A 15,848-nucleotide genomic window follows, 5' to 3' on the forward strand; every position below is an offset into this window, starting at 1 on the left:
TTTTTTTATTGCTAAATGTCATATTGGGAATGTGACATTTGACAATGTAAAAGCGCTTTCAAATAGTCTACAATAGAGTCAAATAAAGGAGGCGTAGCAAAATGAAATACCTCATTTTGGTCAGTCATGGTGGACTGGCAGAAGGTCTAAAAACATCACTAGCCATGTTTGCTGGTGACAAGTTGGATCAGGTCATCGCAGTTGGACTCAAAGAAGGAAAATCAGTCGATGACTTCGCAGTTGATTTCAGAGAGAGCATTTCAGGATTGACAGCTGATGATTCTGTTTTGGTCTTGGCAGATATCGTAGGTGGTAGTCCATTAACCACTGCAGCCACGGTTCTAGAAGAAGCTGGAAAGCTCGATGGTGCCTTGATCCTTGGTGGGATGAACCTCACCATGGCCTTGACGGCAGTTGTGATGAAGGATGTGTTGGATGGAGACGATTTGTCAGCTACCATCTTATCAGAAGCACGATCTGCACTACAGCCTTTTGAAGTTTCAGCCACTGGTGCTGAAGAAGATGATGACGATATTTAATAGGGAGGTACCTTATGGTAGTAACATTTGTACGGATTGATGACCGCATGATTCACGGTCAAACAGTCACACGCTGGGCAAAGGAAAAACCATGTGATGGTTTGATTGCCGTAAATGATGCAGCAGCATCAAACAAGGTTTTGATCCAAGCTTACAAAGGCGCATCAGACAAGAAAACCTTTGTATGGACAAAGGAAGCCTTTAAAGAAAAATCAGCAAAAGTAACAGAATCAGATAGTCGTTACTTCTTGATCACCAAAAATCCAATCGATATGAAGGAAATTTTGGTCGACCAAGGGTTTGTCCCAGGTGATGTCAAAGAAATCATTGTTGGCCCTGCAAATGATCGTCCTGGAGCTGTGAAATTGGGGAATAACCAATCCATCACTCAGGAAGAAGCAGAAGCCTTCCAAGCCATTCAAGCAGCAGGCTACAAGGTGAAATTCCAATTGTTGCCAGATGTTTCCATCGGTTATTGGGATGATTTCAAATCAAAATTTGGTTTTTAAAACTAACAGTCTTATCTGTTAGGTAAATAAATTTACAAACAAAAGGAGCGTTTGTTATGACAATTTCATGGATTCAAGCAATCTTGCTTGGTATTTTCGCCAGCTTGTCTTCAATGCCTGGTATGGGAGGTTCCAGTATCGGGAACTATACACTCGGTCGTCCTTTGATCGGTGGGTTGATTTCAGGTTTAATTCTTGGAGATGTGACAACTGGTATTATGGTCGGGGTTGCCCTTCAAGTCGTTTATATCGCCTTGGTAACACCTGGTGGTACCGTATCTGCCGATGTGCGTGCCATCTCTTACATCGGTGTTCCTCTTGCTATCTTGTTTGTGCATGCCAATAACATCACAGATGAAGCAGGAATCGCCGCAGCTGCAGCTCCAATCGGTGCAGCCGTTGGGACAATCGGTACCGTTCTTTTCTACGGTACCGCTACTATGAACTTGGTATGGCAACACATTGGTTGGAAAGCCGTTGAAGAAGGAAACTTCAAAAAACTCTACGCAGTTGACTGGGTTTACCCTTGGATCTCTCACTTCCTCTTCTCTTTCCTTCCAACAATGATTATCACCAAATACGGTGAAAACATGGTTGATTTGATGAAACAATACCTTCCTATGGATGGTTACTGGATGAAAGCCCTCTTTACAGTCGGTGCTCTTCTCCCATGTGTCGGTATTGCCATCTTGTTGAAACAAATTGTTACAGAAGCAACTGACTTCATTCCATTCTTTGTTGGATTTACCTTGGCAAAATCTCTCGGATTGAACTTGGTATCCAGTGCCGTTGTTTCATTAATCTTTGCAGTAATCTACTATGAACTTGAAGTGATCAAATCGATGAAAGCTGCTCCAGCCGGAGTGGTGGATCTAGACGATGATGAGGAGGATATTTAAAATGGCTGATAGAAAGAAAATTTCAAAGAAAACATTAGCAAAAGCATTCCATCATTGGTATTATGGTCATTTGACTTGTTTCTCTCAAGAACATATGCAAACTTTCGGGTACTTGACTTCTATGCTTCCAATCGTAGAAGAAATGTATGACACAAAAGAAGAACAAAAGGATGCTATGCAAACCTATACGGCCTTCTTCAACACTGAACCACAACTTGGATCTCTTGTTGTAGGGATCACAGCTGGTTTGGAAGAAGCACGTGCAAACGGAGATGCAGTAGATGGCGAAACCATCAACGGTATGCGTGCCGGTTTGATGGGACCAATTGCTGGTATTGGTGACTCATTGGTTGTTGGTACCTTGATCCCAGTTCTCTTGGGGATTGCCCTTGGACTTTCTAAAGGTGGTAACGTCGCTGGTGCTCTCTTCTACATCGTCGTATGGAACCTCTTAGTCTACTTTGGTATGCGCTTTGCCTTCTTCAAAGGTTACCAATTAGGGGATAAAGCCGTTGAATTTCTTGTAGGACCAAAAGGACAAGCTCTTCGTAAAGCGATCAGCGTTGTCGGTGGTATGGTTATCGGTGCCGTAGCAGCTACTTGGGTATCTGTTACAACAGCCCTTCAATTCAAGAACGCTGAAGGAAAAGTCTTCTTGAACATCCAAGAAAAGATCGATGGTGTTTATCCAGGTCTCTTGACAGCAGCCTTCATCACTCTTTGCTGGTGGTTGATGTCTAAGAAAAAAATTTCACCAAACAAAGTTATGTTACTTCTCGTTGTAGTTGCTTTGATCGGTGTTGCCCTTGGTATCTTTGATCCACATCTTAAATACTAAGGAAAAGAAAAAACGAATTTGCTAGTAGGAGTTTTTGAGAATGAAGTGAATGGACCTCCTTTACTTGCACTTCATTCTCAATTTTTATGAGGAGGAATCCCATGGTTACAAAACAAGAACTTGTCAATGGATATGAAACAGAAATCAACTACCAACGCCACATGCTTGAAAACCTTGGTCGTTGGTTCAGCTTACTCTTTATCATTGCCAGTATTGGTGTGGTATTGATCTATCTCTTTCACAAAAGTTTCCTCCCACTCTTGATCCTCGGGATTTTACTAGCCTTGGTTGGAATTTTAGGCATGATCGTTTTTGGATATGGCATCTACCGCGGGCGGATCAATCTTCAAAAAGTGATCGATGATTTCAATCAAAAATTGACAATTTTAAATTGATATTTTAGAAACATCTCATCTATTTTTGAGGTGTTTTTTTCTTGACTATTTCTGACCAAGTGATACAATAGAAACATAGGTTAGCACTTACGTATAGAGAGTGCTAAAAACACGTATGGAGGAATGAACATGTTAAAACCATTAGGAGACCGTGTGGTCTTAAAAGTAGAAGAAAAAGAACAGACTGTTGGAGGTTTTGTCCTCGCAGGTGCGAGCAAGGCCGATACAAAAACAGCTGAAGTAGTGGCCGTTGGTGAAGGTGTGCGTACCCTAAGTGGTGAACTCATTGCTCCAGCTGTAAAAGCAGGAGACCACGTTTTGGTTGAAAGCCATGCAGGAATTGAAGTGAAAGATGGGGAAGAAACCTATACCATCGTTGGAACATCAAACATTCTTGCAATTGTAGAGTAAGAGAAGAAAGAGGTAAGAGAAATGGCAAAAGATATTAAATTTTCATCTGATGCACGTTCTGCAATGGTCCGTGGTGTCGATGTCTTAGCAGATACAGTGAAAGTTACGTTGGGCCCTAAAGGACGCAATGTGGTTCTTGAAAAATCATTTGGTTCACCTTTGATCACAAATGATGGGGTGACTATCGCAAAAGAAATCGAATTGGAAGACCATTTTGAAAATATGGGTGCTAAATTGGTGTCAGAAGTGGCTTCTAAGACCAATGATATCGCAGGTGACGGTACAACGACCGCAACGGTCTTGACTCAAGCTATCGTCCGTGAAGGGATCAAAAACGTCACTGCAGGTGCTAACCCAATTGGCATCCGCCGTGGGATTGAGACCGCTGTTGCAACAGCGGTAGAAGCTTTGAAAAACAATGCGATTCCAGTATCGAGTAAGGAAGCGATTGCTCAAGTAGCTGCTGTGTCTTCTCGTTCTGAAAAAGTCGGTGAGTACATCTCTGAAGCCATGGAAAAAGTTGGCAAAGATGGGGTTATCACGATTGAAGAGTCACGTGGAATGGAAACAGAACTGGAAGTCGTTGAAGGCATGCAGTTTGACCGTGGTTACCTCTCACAATATATGGTCACTGACAATGAAAAAATGGTGGCTGACCTTGAAAATCCATACATTTTGATCACTGACAAGAAGATTTCAAATATCCAAGAAATCTTGCCATTGTTGGAAAGTATTCTTCAAAGCAACCGTCCACTCTTGATCATCGCAGATGATGTCGATGGCGAAGCTCTTCCAACACTTGTCTTGAACAAGATCCGCGGTACCTTTAATGTCGTAGCTGTCAAGGCACCAGGATTTGGTGATCGCCGCAAAGCCATGTTAGAAGACATTGCCATCTTGACAGGTGGTACAGTCATTACAGACGATCTTGGTTTGGAATTGAAAGATGCAACCATTGAAGCCCTTGGTCAAGCAGCTAAAGTGTCAGTTGATAAAGACAGCACTGTCATTGTCGAAGGCTCTGGTAACCCAGAAGCGATTGCTAACCGTGTGGCTGTCATCAAGTCACAAATCGAAACCACAACCTCTGAATTTGACCGTGAAAAATTACAAGAACGTTTGGCTAAATTGTCTGGTGGTGTTGCCGTAATCAAGGTTGGTGCTGCAACAGAAACAGAATTGAAAGAAATGAAACTCCGTATCGAAGATGCCCTTAATGCGACTCGCGCAGCCGTTGAAGAAGGGATCGTTGCCGGAGGTGGTACAGCCCTTGTCAATGTCATCTCTGCAGTCGCAGCCCTTGAATTAGAAGGAGATGAAGCGACAGGACGCAATATCGTTCTTCGTGCTTTGGAAGAGCCAGTGCGCCAAATTGCCCACAATGCCGGTTACGAAGGATCTATTGTGATTGATCGCTTGAAAAATGCCGAAGTCGGAACAGGTTTCAATGCCGCAACAGGTGAATGGGTGAATATGATTGATGCAGGAATCATCGACCCAGTTAAAGTGAGCCGTTCAGCCCTTCAAAACGCCGCTTCCGTAGCGAGTCTGATCTTGACAACCGAAGCAGTCGTAGCCAACAAACCAGAACCAGCAGCCCCAGCAGGACCAGGAATGGATCCAAGCATGATGGGTGGGATGATGTAACCTGATACCAATGATTGGTGCTAAAGCACCGAATCATTGGACGGTAGCCGCTATGTTGCGGCCTACCTAATCATCTTACTAGCTCAAAGGGAGGAAAATATCGTTCCTCCCTTTTCACGTCGTAACCCCTTGGTTAATTTATCAGGTGCATTTATTGTTATGGCAAGCACCATGGTGCCTTGCCGAAGTGTCTTACTAGCTCAAAGGGAGGAAAGTATCGTTCCTCCCTTTTTCGCGTCGTAACCGCTACAAATGATTGAGGCTATGACTCTCATCATTTGACGCCAGCCGCTATTGTGCGGTCTGGCTAATCGTCTTACTAGCTCAAAGAGAGTGGGACATAAATCGGTAATTCGTTAGAATTCGATTTCGTCGTCCCACCTCCGCACAGTTGAGTAGGGCTGTAAAAACTGATAAAATCAGCGTAGTAGAGCCCACTCAACCACTGTGTCTTGCTCGACAATCCAAAAATAATTGAGGGGCTAGGACTTTTGTCCCAGCCTCTTTTTATCGTGCTTTGGGATTTTCATTTGTTATGGAATAATATTTTTATTTTAAATTTTGTAACAGAAATGATAAATACTAGTTAAAGAGGACTTGCGTAGATGCTTGGGAATCAAGCGTTTGTTGTGTTTTCAGGCGGAGGAATATTTGCCAACAAATTGCAATACAAATTAACTGATTTTGTAATAATTCTAGTGTATACTATTAAGAGTAGATCACAGGTCTACATTGTTGCAAGGGGAGAACTTCCCACATACATGTCTATTGACAATAAAACTTGATCGTAATATCGCTGTTAGTAAAATGAGAGTTTGAACATAGCATAGATTTTATCGACCTTTTTCATATTAAAAAATATTTTTCAAATTCCCCTTGCGCAAGCTCTTCCGGATTCCTCCGGGAGAGTTTTTTTGTTAAGGAGAAAAGGTAGAAGGGCTATTAAGTCTCTTTTGAAAGAGTGGCTCAGCAGGCATCATTTATGGTAAAATAGAACATATTCGTAGAGGGGAAGGAGTGAGGACTTTGTTGAAGATTTTTGTGTTAGAAGATGAATGGATCCAACAATCGCGTATCGAAGCGGTTTTGCAGGATCTCATCCGTCAAAAATTCTTGCAATGCAAAGCGCCAGAAGTGTTTGGGAAGTCAAGCCAGTTGCTGGATGCTATCACAGAGAGAGGCGCCCATCACCTATTCTTTTTAGATATCGAGATTAAAGGTGAGGAGAAAAAGGGGCTGGAGATCGCAAAAGAGATTCGTAAGAAAGATCCCCATGCGACCATTGTCTTTGTCACCACTCACTCTGAATTTATGCCCATTACCTTTCAGTACAAAGTGGCTGCCTTGGATTTTATCGATAAAACGCTGGGTGAGGAAGAGTTCAAAGAGAGAATCAGCTCAGCCATCGATTATACCTTGGAGCAAGCTGGGACCACGATTGCGCAAGATGCTTTTACATTTGAGAGTGCGATGGCGCGTGTACAAGTTCCCTTTAATAAGATTTTGTATGTTGAAACGTCTCCAACCATTCACAAGGTTATTTTACACACCCAGGATGAGCGCTTAGAATTTTACGCCAGTATTGCCGATATCGAAAAAGCAGATCCCCGCTTGTATCGGTGCCACCGCTCCTTTGTGGTGAATCCACAAAATATTACGAAGATTGATAAAGAAGCCAAGAAAGCTTTTTTTGAAAATGGGGACAATTGCTTGATCTCACGGACCAAGTATAGAGGCTTACTGGAAGCTTTGAAAAAATAGAAGGGAGAAGGAATTGCTGTTAAATATTCTAATGTCTTACTTAAAGTTCTTCGTCAGCATGCTGATCTATCGTCATATCAGTAGACAAGAGTTCGCTTGGCGCTGGCTCTTTTTGTGCCCTTTCTTCTTTGCAGTCGTCTTTACCCTTGTGCCACCGGTAGGCTTTTTTGGCTATTTCTTAGTATTTATTGCCTATAGTTTCTATCGAAATCGTAACATACGACACCTGTTGAATATTTTTTACGGGCTCTACCCGGTTGTCATGGAGAGTCTCATTGCGCGTCTCTTAGCATTTTATGTCTTTCCAATGCTCGGGATTGTACTTGTTCATGAGGCATCTGTCAGCTGGTATGATGCTCTACTTGAATTGCTGGTCTTTCCTGTTTATATAGGAATCACTAAATTGTTAAAACTAGATTTTACAGATTTAAAAGTAGGGTTTCAACGGCAGTATTTTAATCGTTTCTTACTCCCGATGGATCTTTCCATGTTTGTGTATTTAGTCAGTGTTGTAGGTCTGGTGGTTTTTGAGGATGTTATTCCTCATGCAGATGCTTTACGGGAACAGTTAAATAGTATTTATTTGATTTTGTTTTTTGTGATGCTCTTGTATTTCAATGCAGTGTCTAAAGAACGATTGAAACAAGAAATTCTGGAACAAAAAGATAGGCAACTGCAGGAGTTAGCCACCTATAGCCAACACGTCGAAATGCTCTATGGGGAGATTCGTGCCTTTCGTCACGATTACCTGAATATTTTAACCAGTCTCAAATTAAGTATTGAGCATGAAGATCTCAACGCGATCAGGGAAGTCTATGAGAATGTTCTCCGAGAGAGTGGCCAGCAATTTTACAATAGTAAGTTTGATATTGCCAAACTCAGTCACATAGAAAATCCAGCTGTAAAAAGTGTTCTGTCCGCAAAATTATTGGAAGCTCAAAATAAAGGGATTGGGATCTCTGTCGAGATCGATGAACCAGTTCGTGATTTATTCATCGAGGTTTTAGATTTCATCACCTTCTTATCCATCCTTTGTGACAATGCTATCGAAGCGAGTCTTGAATCAGAGGACCCCCAGCTGACTCTTGCCATGCTTCAGGAGACGAACTCCCTCATCTTAATAGTTGAAAATAGTACAAAAGCTGAAAAAATAGAGTTAGCGAGAATTTTTGAAAAAGACTACTCGAGTAAAGGAGAGGGCCGCGGTCTTGGCTTGTACAAGATCCAACAATTACTAGAAAAGTATCCCAAAACGACAGTGTCTACCAAGAGTTCAAACTACCGATTTACCCAGAGCCTGACCTTTTGGAAGGAATAATGGAAGAGAGAGTGGGACAGAAATCGGTCATTCGTTAGAATTCGATTTCGTCGTCCCACCTCCGCACAGTTGAGTAGGGCTGTAAAAGCTGATGAAATCAGCGAAGTAGAGCCCACTCAACCACTGCGTCTTGCTCGACAATCCAAAAACAATTGAGAGGCTAGGATTTTTGTCCCAGCCTCTTTTTTGACCATTCACGACGATTTTTTGACCGATTCTGACAGAGAGCTTCCAAGGTTTTCCTCTTGAAGTATAATGGACACAAGATCAATAAGAAAAGAGGGATCGTATGTTTCAGGTGGCATCTATTACAAAATCATTTAAGGAGAAAGCTGTATTAAAGGGGGTGTCTTTTTCGATAGAAGAAGGAGATAAAATTGCCTTGCTGGGAAATAATGGAGCAGGTAAAAGCACCCTGTTCAACATTATCGCTGGGCAGCTCCAGGCTGATTCGGGGACGATAAAGACTTCGCTTGATTTTCAAAGAGAAATTGGGATGATGCCTCAGGGGGATCTACTCATCGAGGATCTAACCCTTGCTGAATTCGTCGAATTAAAAAGCCGGATGAATCAGCTGAAGCAGGCTGATATCAATGGACTCTTAGAGATGGTCGAATTGAGAGGCTCAAAAGAGCAGATGGTGGGAAGTCTTTCTGGTGGTCAAAAGAGACGCTTGTCCTTGTTGGTAACCATTTTGAATCATCCAAGGTTGATTTTTTTAGATGAGCCAACGACTGGCATGGATTTGGAAGCAGTGGATAACTTTTGGAAACTACTGGAGCAGCAAGAGTTTACATCTGTTGTGGTGACCCATGATTTTAACCAAATTGATGCCTTTTTTACAAAAGTCTTGATTTTAAAAGAGGGTCGAATTGCTGCCGCAAAGGCTGTTGAGGACATTCACCAGGCTGGTCAAACCATTGAGCAGTATTTCCGAGAAGAGATGAATAAAGGAGGGGAACAAGCATGAAAAAGATTCAATTAAAACAAGTTTTACGAAATAAGCGCTTTGTATTATTCACCATTATTTTACCCATAGGCTGGTATATCTTCTTTGATCAGCTTCAAAAAGGGGTTTCGCCAAGTATTTTATTAGGCATTGCCGTATTTATCGGGGTCATTGGCAATAGCCTTGCAACCTTTAGTAAGCGAATCGCCTCAGATATTGGGTTTTATTCTTTTGAATCCCACTTTACAAGCTATAGTGTCAAGAACTATTTATGGGATCAATCGATCGTACAACTGATTTTGAACAGCTTGATCTTTTTAGCAGTACTAGTAGTTGCTGTTCTAGGTTTTCACTTTCCAGTGACGACTAGCCTGTTGGTGCAATTTTTCCTCTTATCCTTGATGGGGATCTACTTTAGCGTGATTGGCTTTGTTCTTGGGGTAAGAGTAGATGCCAAGACGATTGATACCATTGGCTTTCCTGTCATTATTTTGGCCGCTATGACCATTATTCCCTTTGATACGCTTGGCGCAAGTGGAGGATTTATGGACTTAGTTGGCAAACTACAACGGGCTTTCCCAGGCTATTATTATACAAAGCTGATCCAAGATTTGACCGAGAAACAAACGATCGATGTCTCTCAATTGGCGCTCTTTGTTGCTGTATTTGGATTGAATTTGCTATTTTTCTATCTGCTCGTACCCAAAGGAAAAATGGGGAACTAAGAGTAGTTAAAAAGAGGCTGAGACAAAAGTCCTAGCCTCTCAATTGTTTTTGGATTGTCGAGCAAGACGCAGTGGTTGAGTGGGCTCTACTACGCTGATTTCATCAGCTTTTACAGCCCTACTCAACTGTGCGGAGGTGGGACGACGAAATCGAATTCTAACGAATTACCGATTTCTGTCCCACTCTCTTTTCTTTGCTATAAAACGGTTATTCGGTATTCGTCCATCAAGTACTTGGAAAGATTTTGCCAATCTTCTTCCTTAAATTTACAAAGATTGACGAAGAGTTTTACGGTATGGTGCTCTGTGTTAATGATGACATTCGATTTTGAGAGATTGTCTAGTGTAGTATTGTCCCTCAGTTGAAACTCGATGAAATAACTTTTACTATTTTGGTGATCGGGGTCACTAACATCGACCTCTTTATAAGCTACACTTACCAAATCTTCCTTGGGGATAAAGATATCTTTTGTCAGAATCACTCCCTGATAAGCATGAATCCCATCAGAAGTCAGCTCAAAGGCGATCTGACGACTGGTCAGTCTTTTGATCCCAGCAATGGTTGCATAGATCGCAATCAAAAATAAAAGGATCTGAATGAGAGTGATAAAAGTGATTTTTGGAAAACCCTCAAAACCTAGGATCGATAAAAAAGCTAAGTGGATAAAGAGCGCACAGGCAAAAGCCAGAGAGCCATATCCGACATATTTTGAATAATAGATTTTCATTTTGGACTCCTTACATTTAATATGCAACGAAAACTTGGAATTTCAAGTACTCTTATCATAGCGGATTCGGTGAAGAGCTGTCAAATGTTTGCTAGGGTTCAAAGGTGGTTTTTTTATTATAAATGGAATAACAATGGTGCAGAATGATTTAACTTCGTACGCTAAATTATAGTATCTAAAAAAGTGAGCCAAATGCTCTTGAGACAAGCAAAAAAGCCTTGTAAACCAAGGCTTTTACTGTTGAAGTTTGATGCCCCCTGCATGGATTTGGAAAGAATTTTCATACTGATAGTAATTAAAAATATTGAAATATAAGTGATTTTAGGGAAATACTTTTAAGTATTTTCAATGTCATGATTTAAAAATGGGGCAAAAGTGTGTCAAAAATTATTTTATCAGTAACCTAGGCTCGATTAATTGCTTACATCATCTCAATGTTTCTTATTCCAGACGAATCCCGTATATACAAGTGCGGACATTAACATGATCCAAAGTAACAATGTTAAAATTTGTATATTATAAAGATTGAAGGCAGAGATATCATTAAAATATTGATTATGCGCTCCTAATAGAGAAAAATCTGTTAATAATTTAGCAAATTTATTTATGCTCGAAAACATAGGGAGAGTCATAATGACAAGATAGAATATTAGGCTCACGGCAGAGGCTTGTGTTTGATTTTTACAGAACAAAGCTATCGCAAAGTTGACCAATATAAAACAAAGTATCGTAAGGAAGGTTATTAATGAATATAGAGCAAGATTAGGTATTGAGATACCAAAAGTAATAGGCATCACCCAAACACCTATAATTGAAAATAGAAATGGAAATAAGATTGTAGAAAAAATATACTCTGGAGTTTTGACACCTGTTAAAATCAATGTTCTTAAATTCTTTTTATCTTTTTCTTCGCTGATGATTAGTGTAGTAAAAGTTCCAGCAGTCAGGCTATAGATGGTAATAATCGCCATACTCATTAAAAAGACTGAACCACGAACGTCTGGCACAAAGTTTAAAAGTGAGAAGTCGACTATTGGTGTGAATACACATACAAATAGAATTATTTTGTTATGAAGAAGGTATCTATACCGTAACCATAACAAACTAAAAAATCGATTAAGCATATTATAATTTGTCTCCTGTTAATTGAATAAAGATACTCTCAAGGCTTGTTTCTAGAGTATTGATTGTTTTAGTATTCTCTCCTAGATACTTATAAGCTTCCTCTTTAGGAACAATTATCTCTCTTCCATCAAAATAGCTTATTTTAACCTTATCAGTCTGACTGTACTTATCAATAATCTCCCGAGGCGAACCTTGTTCAACGATTTTTCCTTCATGAAGCAAAGCGATTGAATCACATAATTTGGTCGCCTCATCCATGTTATGAGTTGTTAAAAAAATAGTTGCCCCAGAGTTTTTAATTTCTAGTAGTAGTTCATGAACGATTTGAGATAGGGTTGGATCCATTCCAGAAGTTGGTTCATCTAAAAAAATTACTTTTGGTGAATGTAGAATCGCCCGAATTAACAACATTCGTTGTTTCATTCCAGTTGATAACTTCTCTGCTTTATTAAATCGATCATCATATAACTTCAATCGCTTTAATAAATGATCTAGATATGCTATTTCTACATTGTGGAATTTAGCAAAAAATAAAAGATTATCGTACAGAGACAGTCTATCATAGAAACCCACATTATCACTCATAATTCCCAATTTTAAAAAGTCGTCAGAGGTTAATTGGATGCAATCTTTTCCTAAGATTTTAACCTCTCCTCCATCAGGTGGCAACTGACCGGTTAAAATATTTATTGTCGTAGTTTTGCCAGCACCAGATGGTCCTAAAAAACCAAATATTTCTCCACTACTTATTGAGAAACTGATTTCCTTGAGTGCTGTTTTGTCTTTAAATTTTTTGGTAAGATTTGAAATTAAGATACTATCGTTCATTTTATATCTTTCTTTTAGAAAATTATTACGTGACTTGTTAGCATCACGATAAATTGGAATACAGGAATTTTATTTACCAGTTCATAGGCTTATTCCTAAAGTTTTAAATCTATAATACTAAGATTTAAAAGATAAAGCAAGACCTATTCTTTAGTTAGCTAATTTTTAAAATGTAGTTTACTCGCAGATAGTTTTTTAAATTATCGTATTATAATCTCTGAATGAAAGTATAGGTATATTTTCTAGTTTATACAGAAGAGGTGGTACAAATCCACTTGTTTTAAATAAACAAAAAAGCCTTAAAATCAAGGCTTTTTCCTGTTGTTTAGATGCCCCCTGCATGGATGTGTAAGAAATTTTTATATTGAAAGTAATCAAAAATGTTGAAAAACAAATGATTTTTGGAAGATGCATTTAGGTATTTTCAATGTCAGGATTTAAAAATGGGGCAAAAGTGGGGAAAAACGAATGACTCGCATTTGGTTTGAAAATCTATAATACCTAATGATTATGCTATACTAGATATATAGTGTTGTTATAAATAAATGTCGGCGTGAGAACAAATCGGAGGATAAAATGGAAAAACAAATTAATGAAAAAATTCGTGAGATTGCACAGAGTGTTAATGAGACAATACCAGTAGCATGGGATAATCTTTTTATTAACATAAGTTTAGCTTTTGATGGAGGAGAGGTATATTATTTCTTTAATGAAGAGGGGAAAAATGAGTATATCTACAATCTATATATTCCAAAGCGGTATGGTATTCCTAATTTAGAATTTCGGAATCAAGAAAGACGCACCTTTAGATTAGCTTGGGAGTTGAGAGAAATTTTTGAGAAAGAAGGCCAACCTTTGTGGACTTCTTGTACTATAAAAGTAATTGGCACGAAATTATCTGCTGAATTTGACTATGCACCTTGGAATGAAAGTGATTATAGTTCAGGTCAACAAATGGACTTTTTTGAATATAAATATCTCGGAAAGCAACCAGCTAATGAAAAAGAACTAGAACAGTTCAAGGCTATGAAAGCCTTCCAAAGAGAGCATAATGGCAAATAGTTATATCTAAAGAATAAACCACCTACGCGGTGGTTTTCTTGTTGTTTAACAAATGTTGGTACATATGGTTTATGGTATACTATGGTTGTAGAGAAATGATGCTAAAAATCAAATCGGAGGAAAACATGCTAGAAAACTTTATCAAAGTGGCAGATATGCCCCAAGAAGTTATTGAAAAATACAAGGACCAAGTCCCTGCTGAGTTGTTACAGATTTGGCAGGAAGATGGCTTGGGAACCTTTTTAGATGGTTATCTCAAAGTCATTAATCCAGATGACTATCTTGAACTTCTCCAAGATAGTTATTTCAGAGGAGATATCGCTTTTCCTATGTTCGTAACAGCATTTGGAGATATTATTACTTGGGAAGAGAATGAATTTGTTGGTATTGTAAAATATAACCTTCAAGACTGCGACATTATTATAAAGAGCTTGAAATATTTCCTTCAGTATTTAGATAACTCATATGTGACTGATAACTTTGAACTTGATTTATATAGACAAGCTGTATCAAAACATGGTGCTCTGTCTTATAACCAATGTTTCGGTTTTGTCCCGCTCTTGGCATTAGGAGGCTTTAAAGATGTGGATCACATGGATAAAGTAAAAGTCCTGGAACACATTTATCTCATGTACCAACTCACAGGCGGAGTATTTGACGATTGATAAAAAAGAACCACCCTTGCGGTGGTTTTTTCGACGAAAACGAGTGTGAGATAAATAACGAGTCTTTGGATGAGACTCTCTAATTTGGTGAATATAAATTATTTGGTACAAAATTTGGTACAAAAAACAAAATGACAAGCAAAAAAGCCTTATAAATCAAGGCTTTTTCCTGTTGATTTAGATACCCCCTACATGGATTTGTAAGAACTTTTCATATTGAAAATAAACAAAAATGTTGAAATATAGCTGATTTTAGGGAAATACTTTTAGGTATTTTCAATGTCAGGATTTAAAAATGGGGCAAAAGCGGGGCAAAAACGAATGACTCGTATTTTGTTTGAAAACCTATAATACCTAATGATTATGCTATTCTAGATATATAGTTTTGTTATAAATAAATGTCAGTGCGAGATCAAATTGGAGAATAAAATGGAAAAACAAATTTCTACGTAGAATGGAATGCGAAAAAGTGATAATTAAAGAGACGAAAAAGCTGAGAATATGATTTCCCAGCTTTTTTGAATGCGATAGAAATAGCAACTAGACTATTTACGAAAGGCCTCAATAATGTAGGTGAAGCCAGTAACTAAAAATGAAAAGGCAATGACATAAACGACAAAGACACCTGTAGCCACTGGATTGAACAGAATCACTAGACCTAGTAAAAATGCAAGCAAGGCTACCCACGTGATATTGCTACCAATAATAGGGAAAATCAATCCTAGACGATTGCCTTTAAAGAAAGCAATAATGGCTTCTACAATTAACCAAATTCCTACAATGGTCGGAATGACGACCGGCAGGGTCACAAAGCCATAAGCCACGAGGTAAAGAGATAAGAGAAGATTAACAAACCCTTGGAAAAGATAAACAGGTGAGCGAAGCTCTTTTGGTGCAGAGAAATAGCCTAAAATAGCTGCTATAGAAGAAACCAGTAAACCAAATGAAATCCACCAGCTGTAAGCAACAAGATTAGCTACTGGGTTTGTAAATAGGAAAAGTCCTAAAAGGACAAAAACAACTCCTGCAAGGAATAGCAGTAAACGATTAGAAAATTTCATTTCAATACCCCCTATATAGTATAGTTTGCTAATAAAACTATTGTACTTATTTTTATAGAAAATGTCAATAAAATAAATAAACAATTTGGAAGTTTCAGTCTGACTTACAAAAAGAAAAGGAGTTTTCACTCCTTTTCACAGATTGAAGACAAAGTCCTTATAAAAGTGTCTTCTAAAGATTTTAACTTCAATCTGAAGCGAGGTTATCCTCGCTTTTTCTATTTATCAAACAATTCCTTATTTTCAATTAAGAGTTCTAGTGGAGATTTATCCCTTGCTTCAATAAAACCAGGTTCATATTGGTTATGAAGTGTTCTTTTCTGAGAAGTTGGATCAATATACAACTCATCTCCATCTTCTGTGTATAGTTGGTTGCCTCTTGTTAAGT

General features: G+C 38.9%; 17 protein-coding genes and 1 pseudogene. 13 read left to right on the forward strand and 5 right to left on the reverse strand.

Annotation, left to right across the window (positions count from 1 at the left end):
- Positions 1 to 101 precede the first annotated feature (101 nt).
- The 11 genes from P5Y91_RS07315 to P5Y91_RS07365 all read left to right on the forward strand — a co-directional run bounded on the left by P5Y91_RS07315 (position 102) and on the right by P5Y91_RS07365 (position 9,991).
- Positions 102 to 539 (forward strand): PTS sugar transporter subunit IIA, encoded by a 438-nt coding sequence (locus tag P5Y91_RS07315; RefSeq protein WP_223345706.1) that lies wholly within the window; start codon positions 102 to 104, stop codon positions 537 to 539.
- 14 nt (positions 540 to 553) lie between these two features.
- Entirely contained in the window at positions 554 to 1,048 is a 495-nt protein-coding gene (locus tag P5Y91_RS07320) for a PTS sugar transporter subunit IIB (RefSeq protein ID WP_000261775.1), read from the forward strand.
- Between the two features lie 56 nt (positions 1,049 to 1,104).
- Complete coding sequence (locus P5Y91_RS07325) at positions 1,105 to 1,947, forward strand: PTS mannose/fructose/sorbose/N-acetylgalactosamine transporter subunit IIC (RefSeq protein WP_014712796.1); 843 nt, start codon at positions 1,105 to 1,107, stop codon at positions 1,945 to 1,947.
- Positions 1,931 to 2,785 (forward strand): PTS system mannose/fructose/sorbose family transporter subunit IID, encoded by an 855-nt coding sequence (locus tag P5Y91_RS07330; protein WP_173018936.1) that lies wholly within the window; start codon positions 1,931 to 1,933, stop codon positions 2,783 to 2,785. The genes P5Y91_RS07325 and P5Y91_RS07330 overlap by 17 nt, the downstream gene beginning before the upstream one ends.
- A 101-nt stretch (positions 2,786 to 2,886) precedes the next feature.
- Complete coding sequence (locus P5Y91_RS07335; protein WP_003013750.1) at positions 2,887 to 3,180, forward strand: hypothetical protein; 294 nt, start codon at positions 2,887 to 2,889, stop codon at positions 3,178 to 3,180.
- Between the two features lie 129 nt (positions 3,181 to 3,309).
- On the forward strand, positions 3,310 to 3,591 hold the full coding sequence (groES, locus tag P5Y91_RS07340; protein WP_003013619.1) for a co-chaperone GroES: 282 nt from the start codon (positions 3,310 to 3,312) through the stop codon (positions 3,589 to 3,591).
- 21 nt (positions 3,592 to 3,612) lie between these two features.
- Positions 3,613 to 5,238 (forward strand): chaperonin GroEL, encoded by a 1,626-nt coding sequence (groL, locus tag P5Y91_RS07345; protein ID WP_003004647.1) that lies wholly within the window; start codon positions 3,613 to 3,615, stop codon positions 5,236 to 5,238.
- A 1,026-nt stretch (positions 5,239 to 6,264) separates the two neighbouring features.
- Entirely contained in the window at positions 6,265 to 6,999 is a 735-nt protein-coding gene (locus tag P5Y91_RS07350) for a response regulator transcription factor (RefSeq protein WP_118095973.1), read from the forward strand.
- Positions 7,000 to 7,012: 13 nt separating this feature from the next.
- Positions 7,013 to 8,317 carry a sensor histidine kinase gene (locus P5Y91_RS07355; protein WP_151190966.1) on the forward strand — a complete coding sequence of 435 codons (1,305 nt, stop codon included), beginning with the start codon at positions 7,013 to 7,015 and terminating at the stop codon, positions 8,315 to 8,317.
- 289 nt (positions 8,318 to 8,606) lie between these two features.
- Complete coding sequence (locus P5Y91_RS07360; protein ID WP_151190967.1) at positions 8,607 to 9,287, forward strand: ABC transporter ATP-binding protein; 681 nt, start codon at positions 8,607 to 8,609, stop codon at positions 9,285 to 9,287.
- Positions 9,284 to 9,991 (forward strand): hypothetical protein, encoded by a 708-nt coding sequence (locus P5Y91_RS07365; protein WP_003017225.1) that lies wholly within the window; start codon positions 9,284 to 9,286, stop codon positions 9,989 to 9,991. Before P5Y91_RS07360 ends, P5Y91_RS07365 begins: the two co-directional genes overlap by 4 nt.
- Before the next feature lie 197 nt (positions 9,992 to 10,188).
- Here the strand turns inward: P5Y91_RS07365 and P5Y91_RS07370 are convergent, their stop codons facing one another.
- From P5Y91_RS07370 to P5Y91_RS07380, 3 genes are all read right to left on the reverse strand, one after another.
- Positions 10,189 to 10,719: a hypothetical protein gene (locus tag P5Y91_RS07370; RefSeq protein ID WP_151191554.1), complete on the reverse strand. Its 531-nt coding sequence runs from the start codon at positions 10,717 to 10,719 to the stop codon at positions 10,189 to 10,191.
- A gap of 431 nt (positions 10,720 to 11,150) precedes the next feature.
- Complete coding sequence (locus P5Y91_RS07375) at positions 11,151 to 11,843, reverse strand: Rv2686c family ABC transporter permease subunit (protein WP_045759016.1); 693 nt, start codon at positions 11,841 to 11,843, stop codon at positions 11,151 to 11,153.
- Position 11,844: 1 nt separating this feature from the next.
- A complete protein-coding gene (locus tag P5Y91_RS07380; protein ID WP_151191553.1) occupies positions 11,845 to 12,672 on the reverse strand; it encodes an ABC transporter ATP-binding protein in 828 nt (275 codons plus the stop codon).
- A gap of 576 nt (positions 12,673 to 13,248) precedes the next feature.
- On the opposite strand from P5Y91_RS07380, the gene P5Y91_RS07385 reads away from it, so the two are divergent.
- Both P5Y91_RS07385 and P5Y91_RS07390 read left to right on the forward strand, forming a co-directional pair.
- Positions 13,249 to 13,734, forward strand: a complete 486-nt coding sequence (locus tag P5Y91_RS07385; protein WP_009732100.1) for an immunity protein YezG family protein — start codon at positions 13,249 to 13,251, stop codon at positions 13,732 to 13,734.
- A gap of 125 nt (positions 13,735 to 13,859) precedes the next feature.
- Positions 13,860 to 14,399, forward strand: coding sequence for a T6SS immunity protein Tdi1 domain-containing protein (locus P5Y91_RS07390; RefSeq protein ID WP_049473943.1), 540 nt, complete (start codon positions 13,860 to 13,862; stop codon positions 14,397 to 14,399).
- A 545-nt stretch (positions 14,400 to 14,944) separates the two neighbouring features.
- Here the strand turns inward: P5Y91_RS07390 and P5Y91_RS07395 are convergent.
- Complete coding sequence (locus P5Y91_RS07395) at positions 14,945 to 15,460, reverse strand: HdeD family acid-resistance protein (protein ID WP_151191174.1); 516 nt, start codon at positions 15,458 to 15,460, stop codon at positions 14,945 to 14,947.
- 218 nt (positions 15,461 to 15,678) lie between these two features.
- Positions 15,679 to 15,848: pseudogene (locus P5Y91_RS07400) on the reverse strand (XRE family transcriptional regulator); the annotation flags it as partial.

Source organism: Streptococcus taoyuanensis (assembly GCF_029589235.1).
GTDB classification, from domain to species: Bacteria; Bacillota; Bacilli; order Lactobacillales; family Streptococcaceae; genus Streptococcus; species Streptococcus taoyuanensis.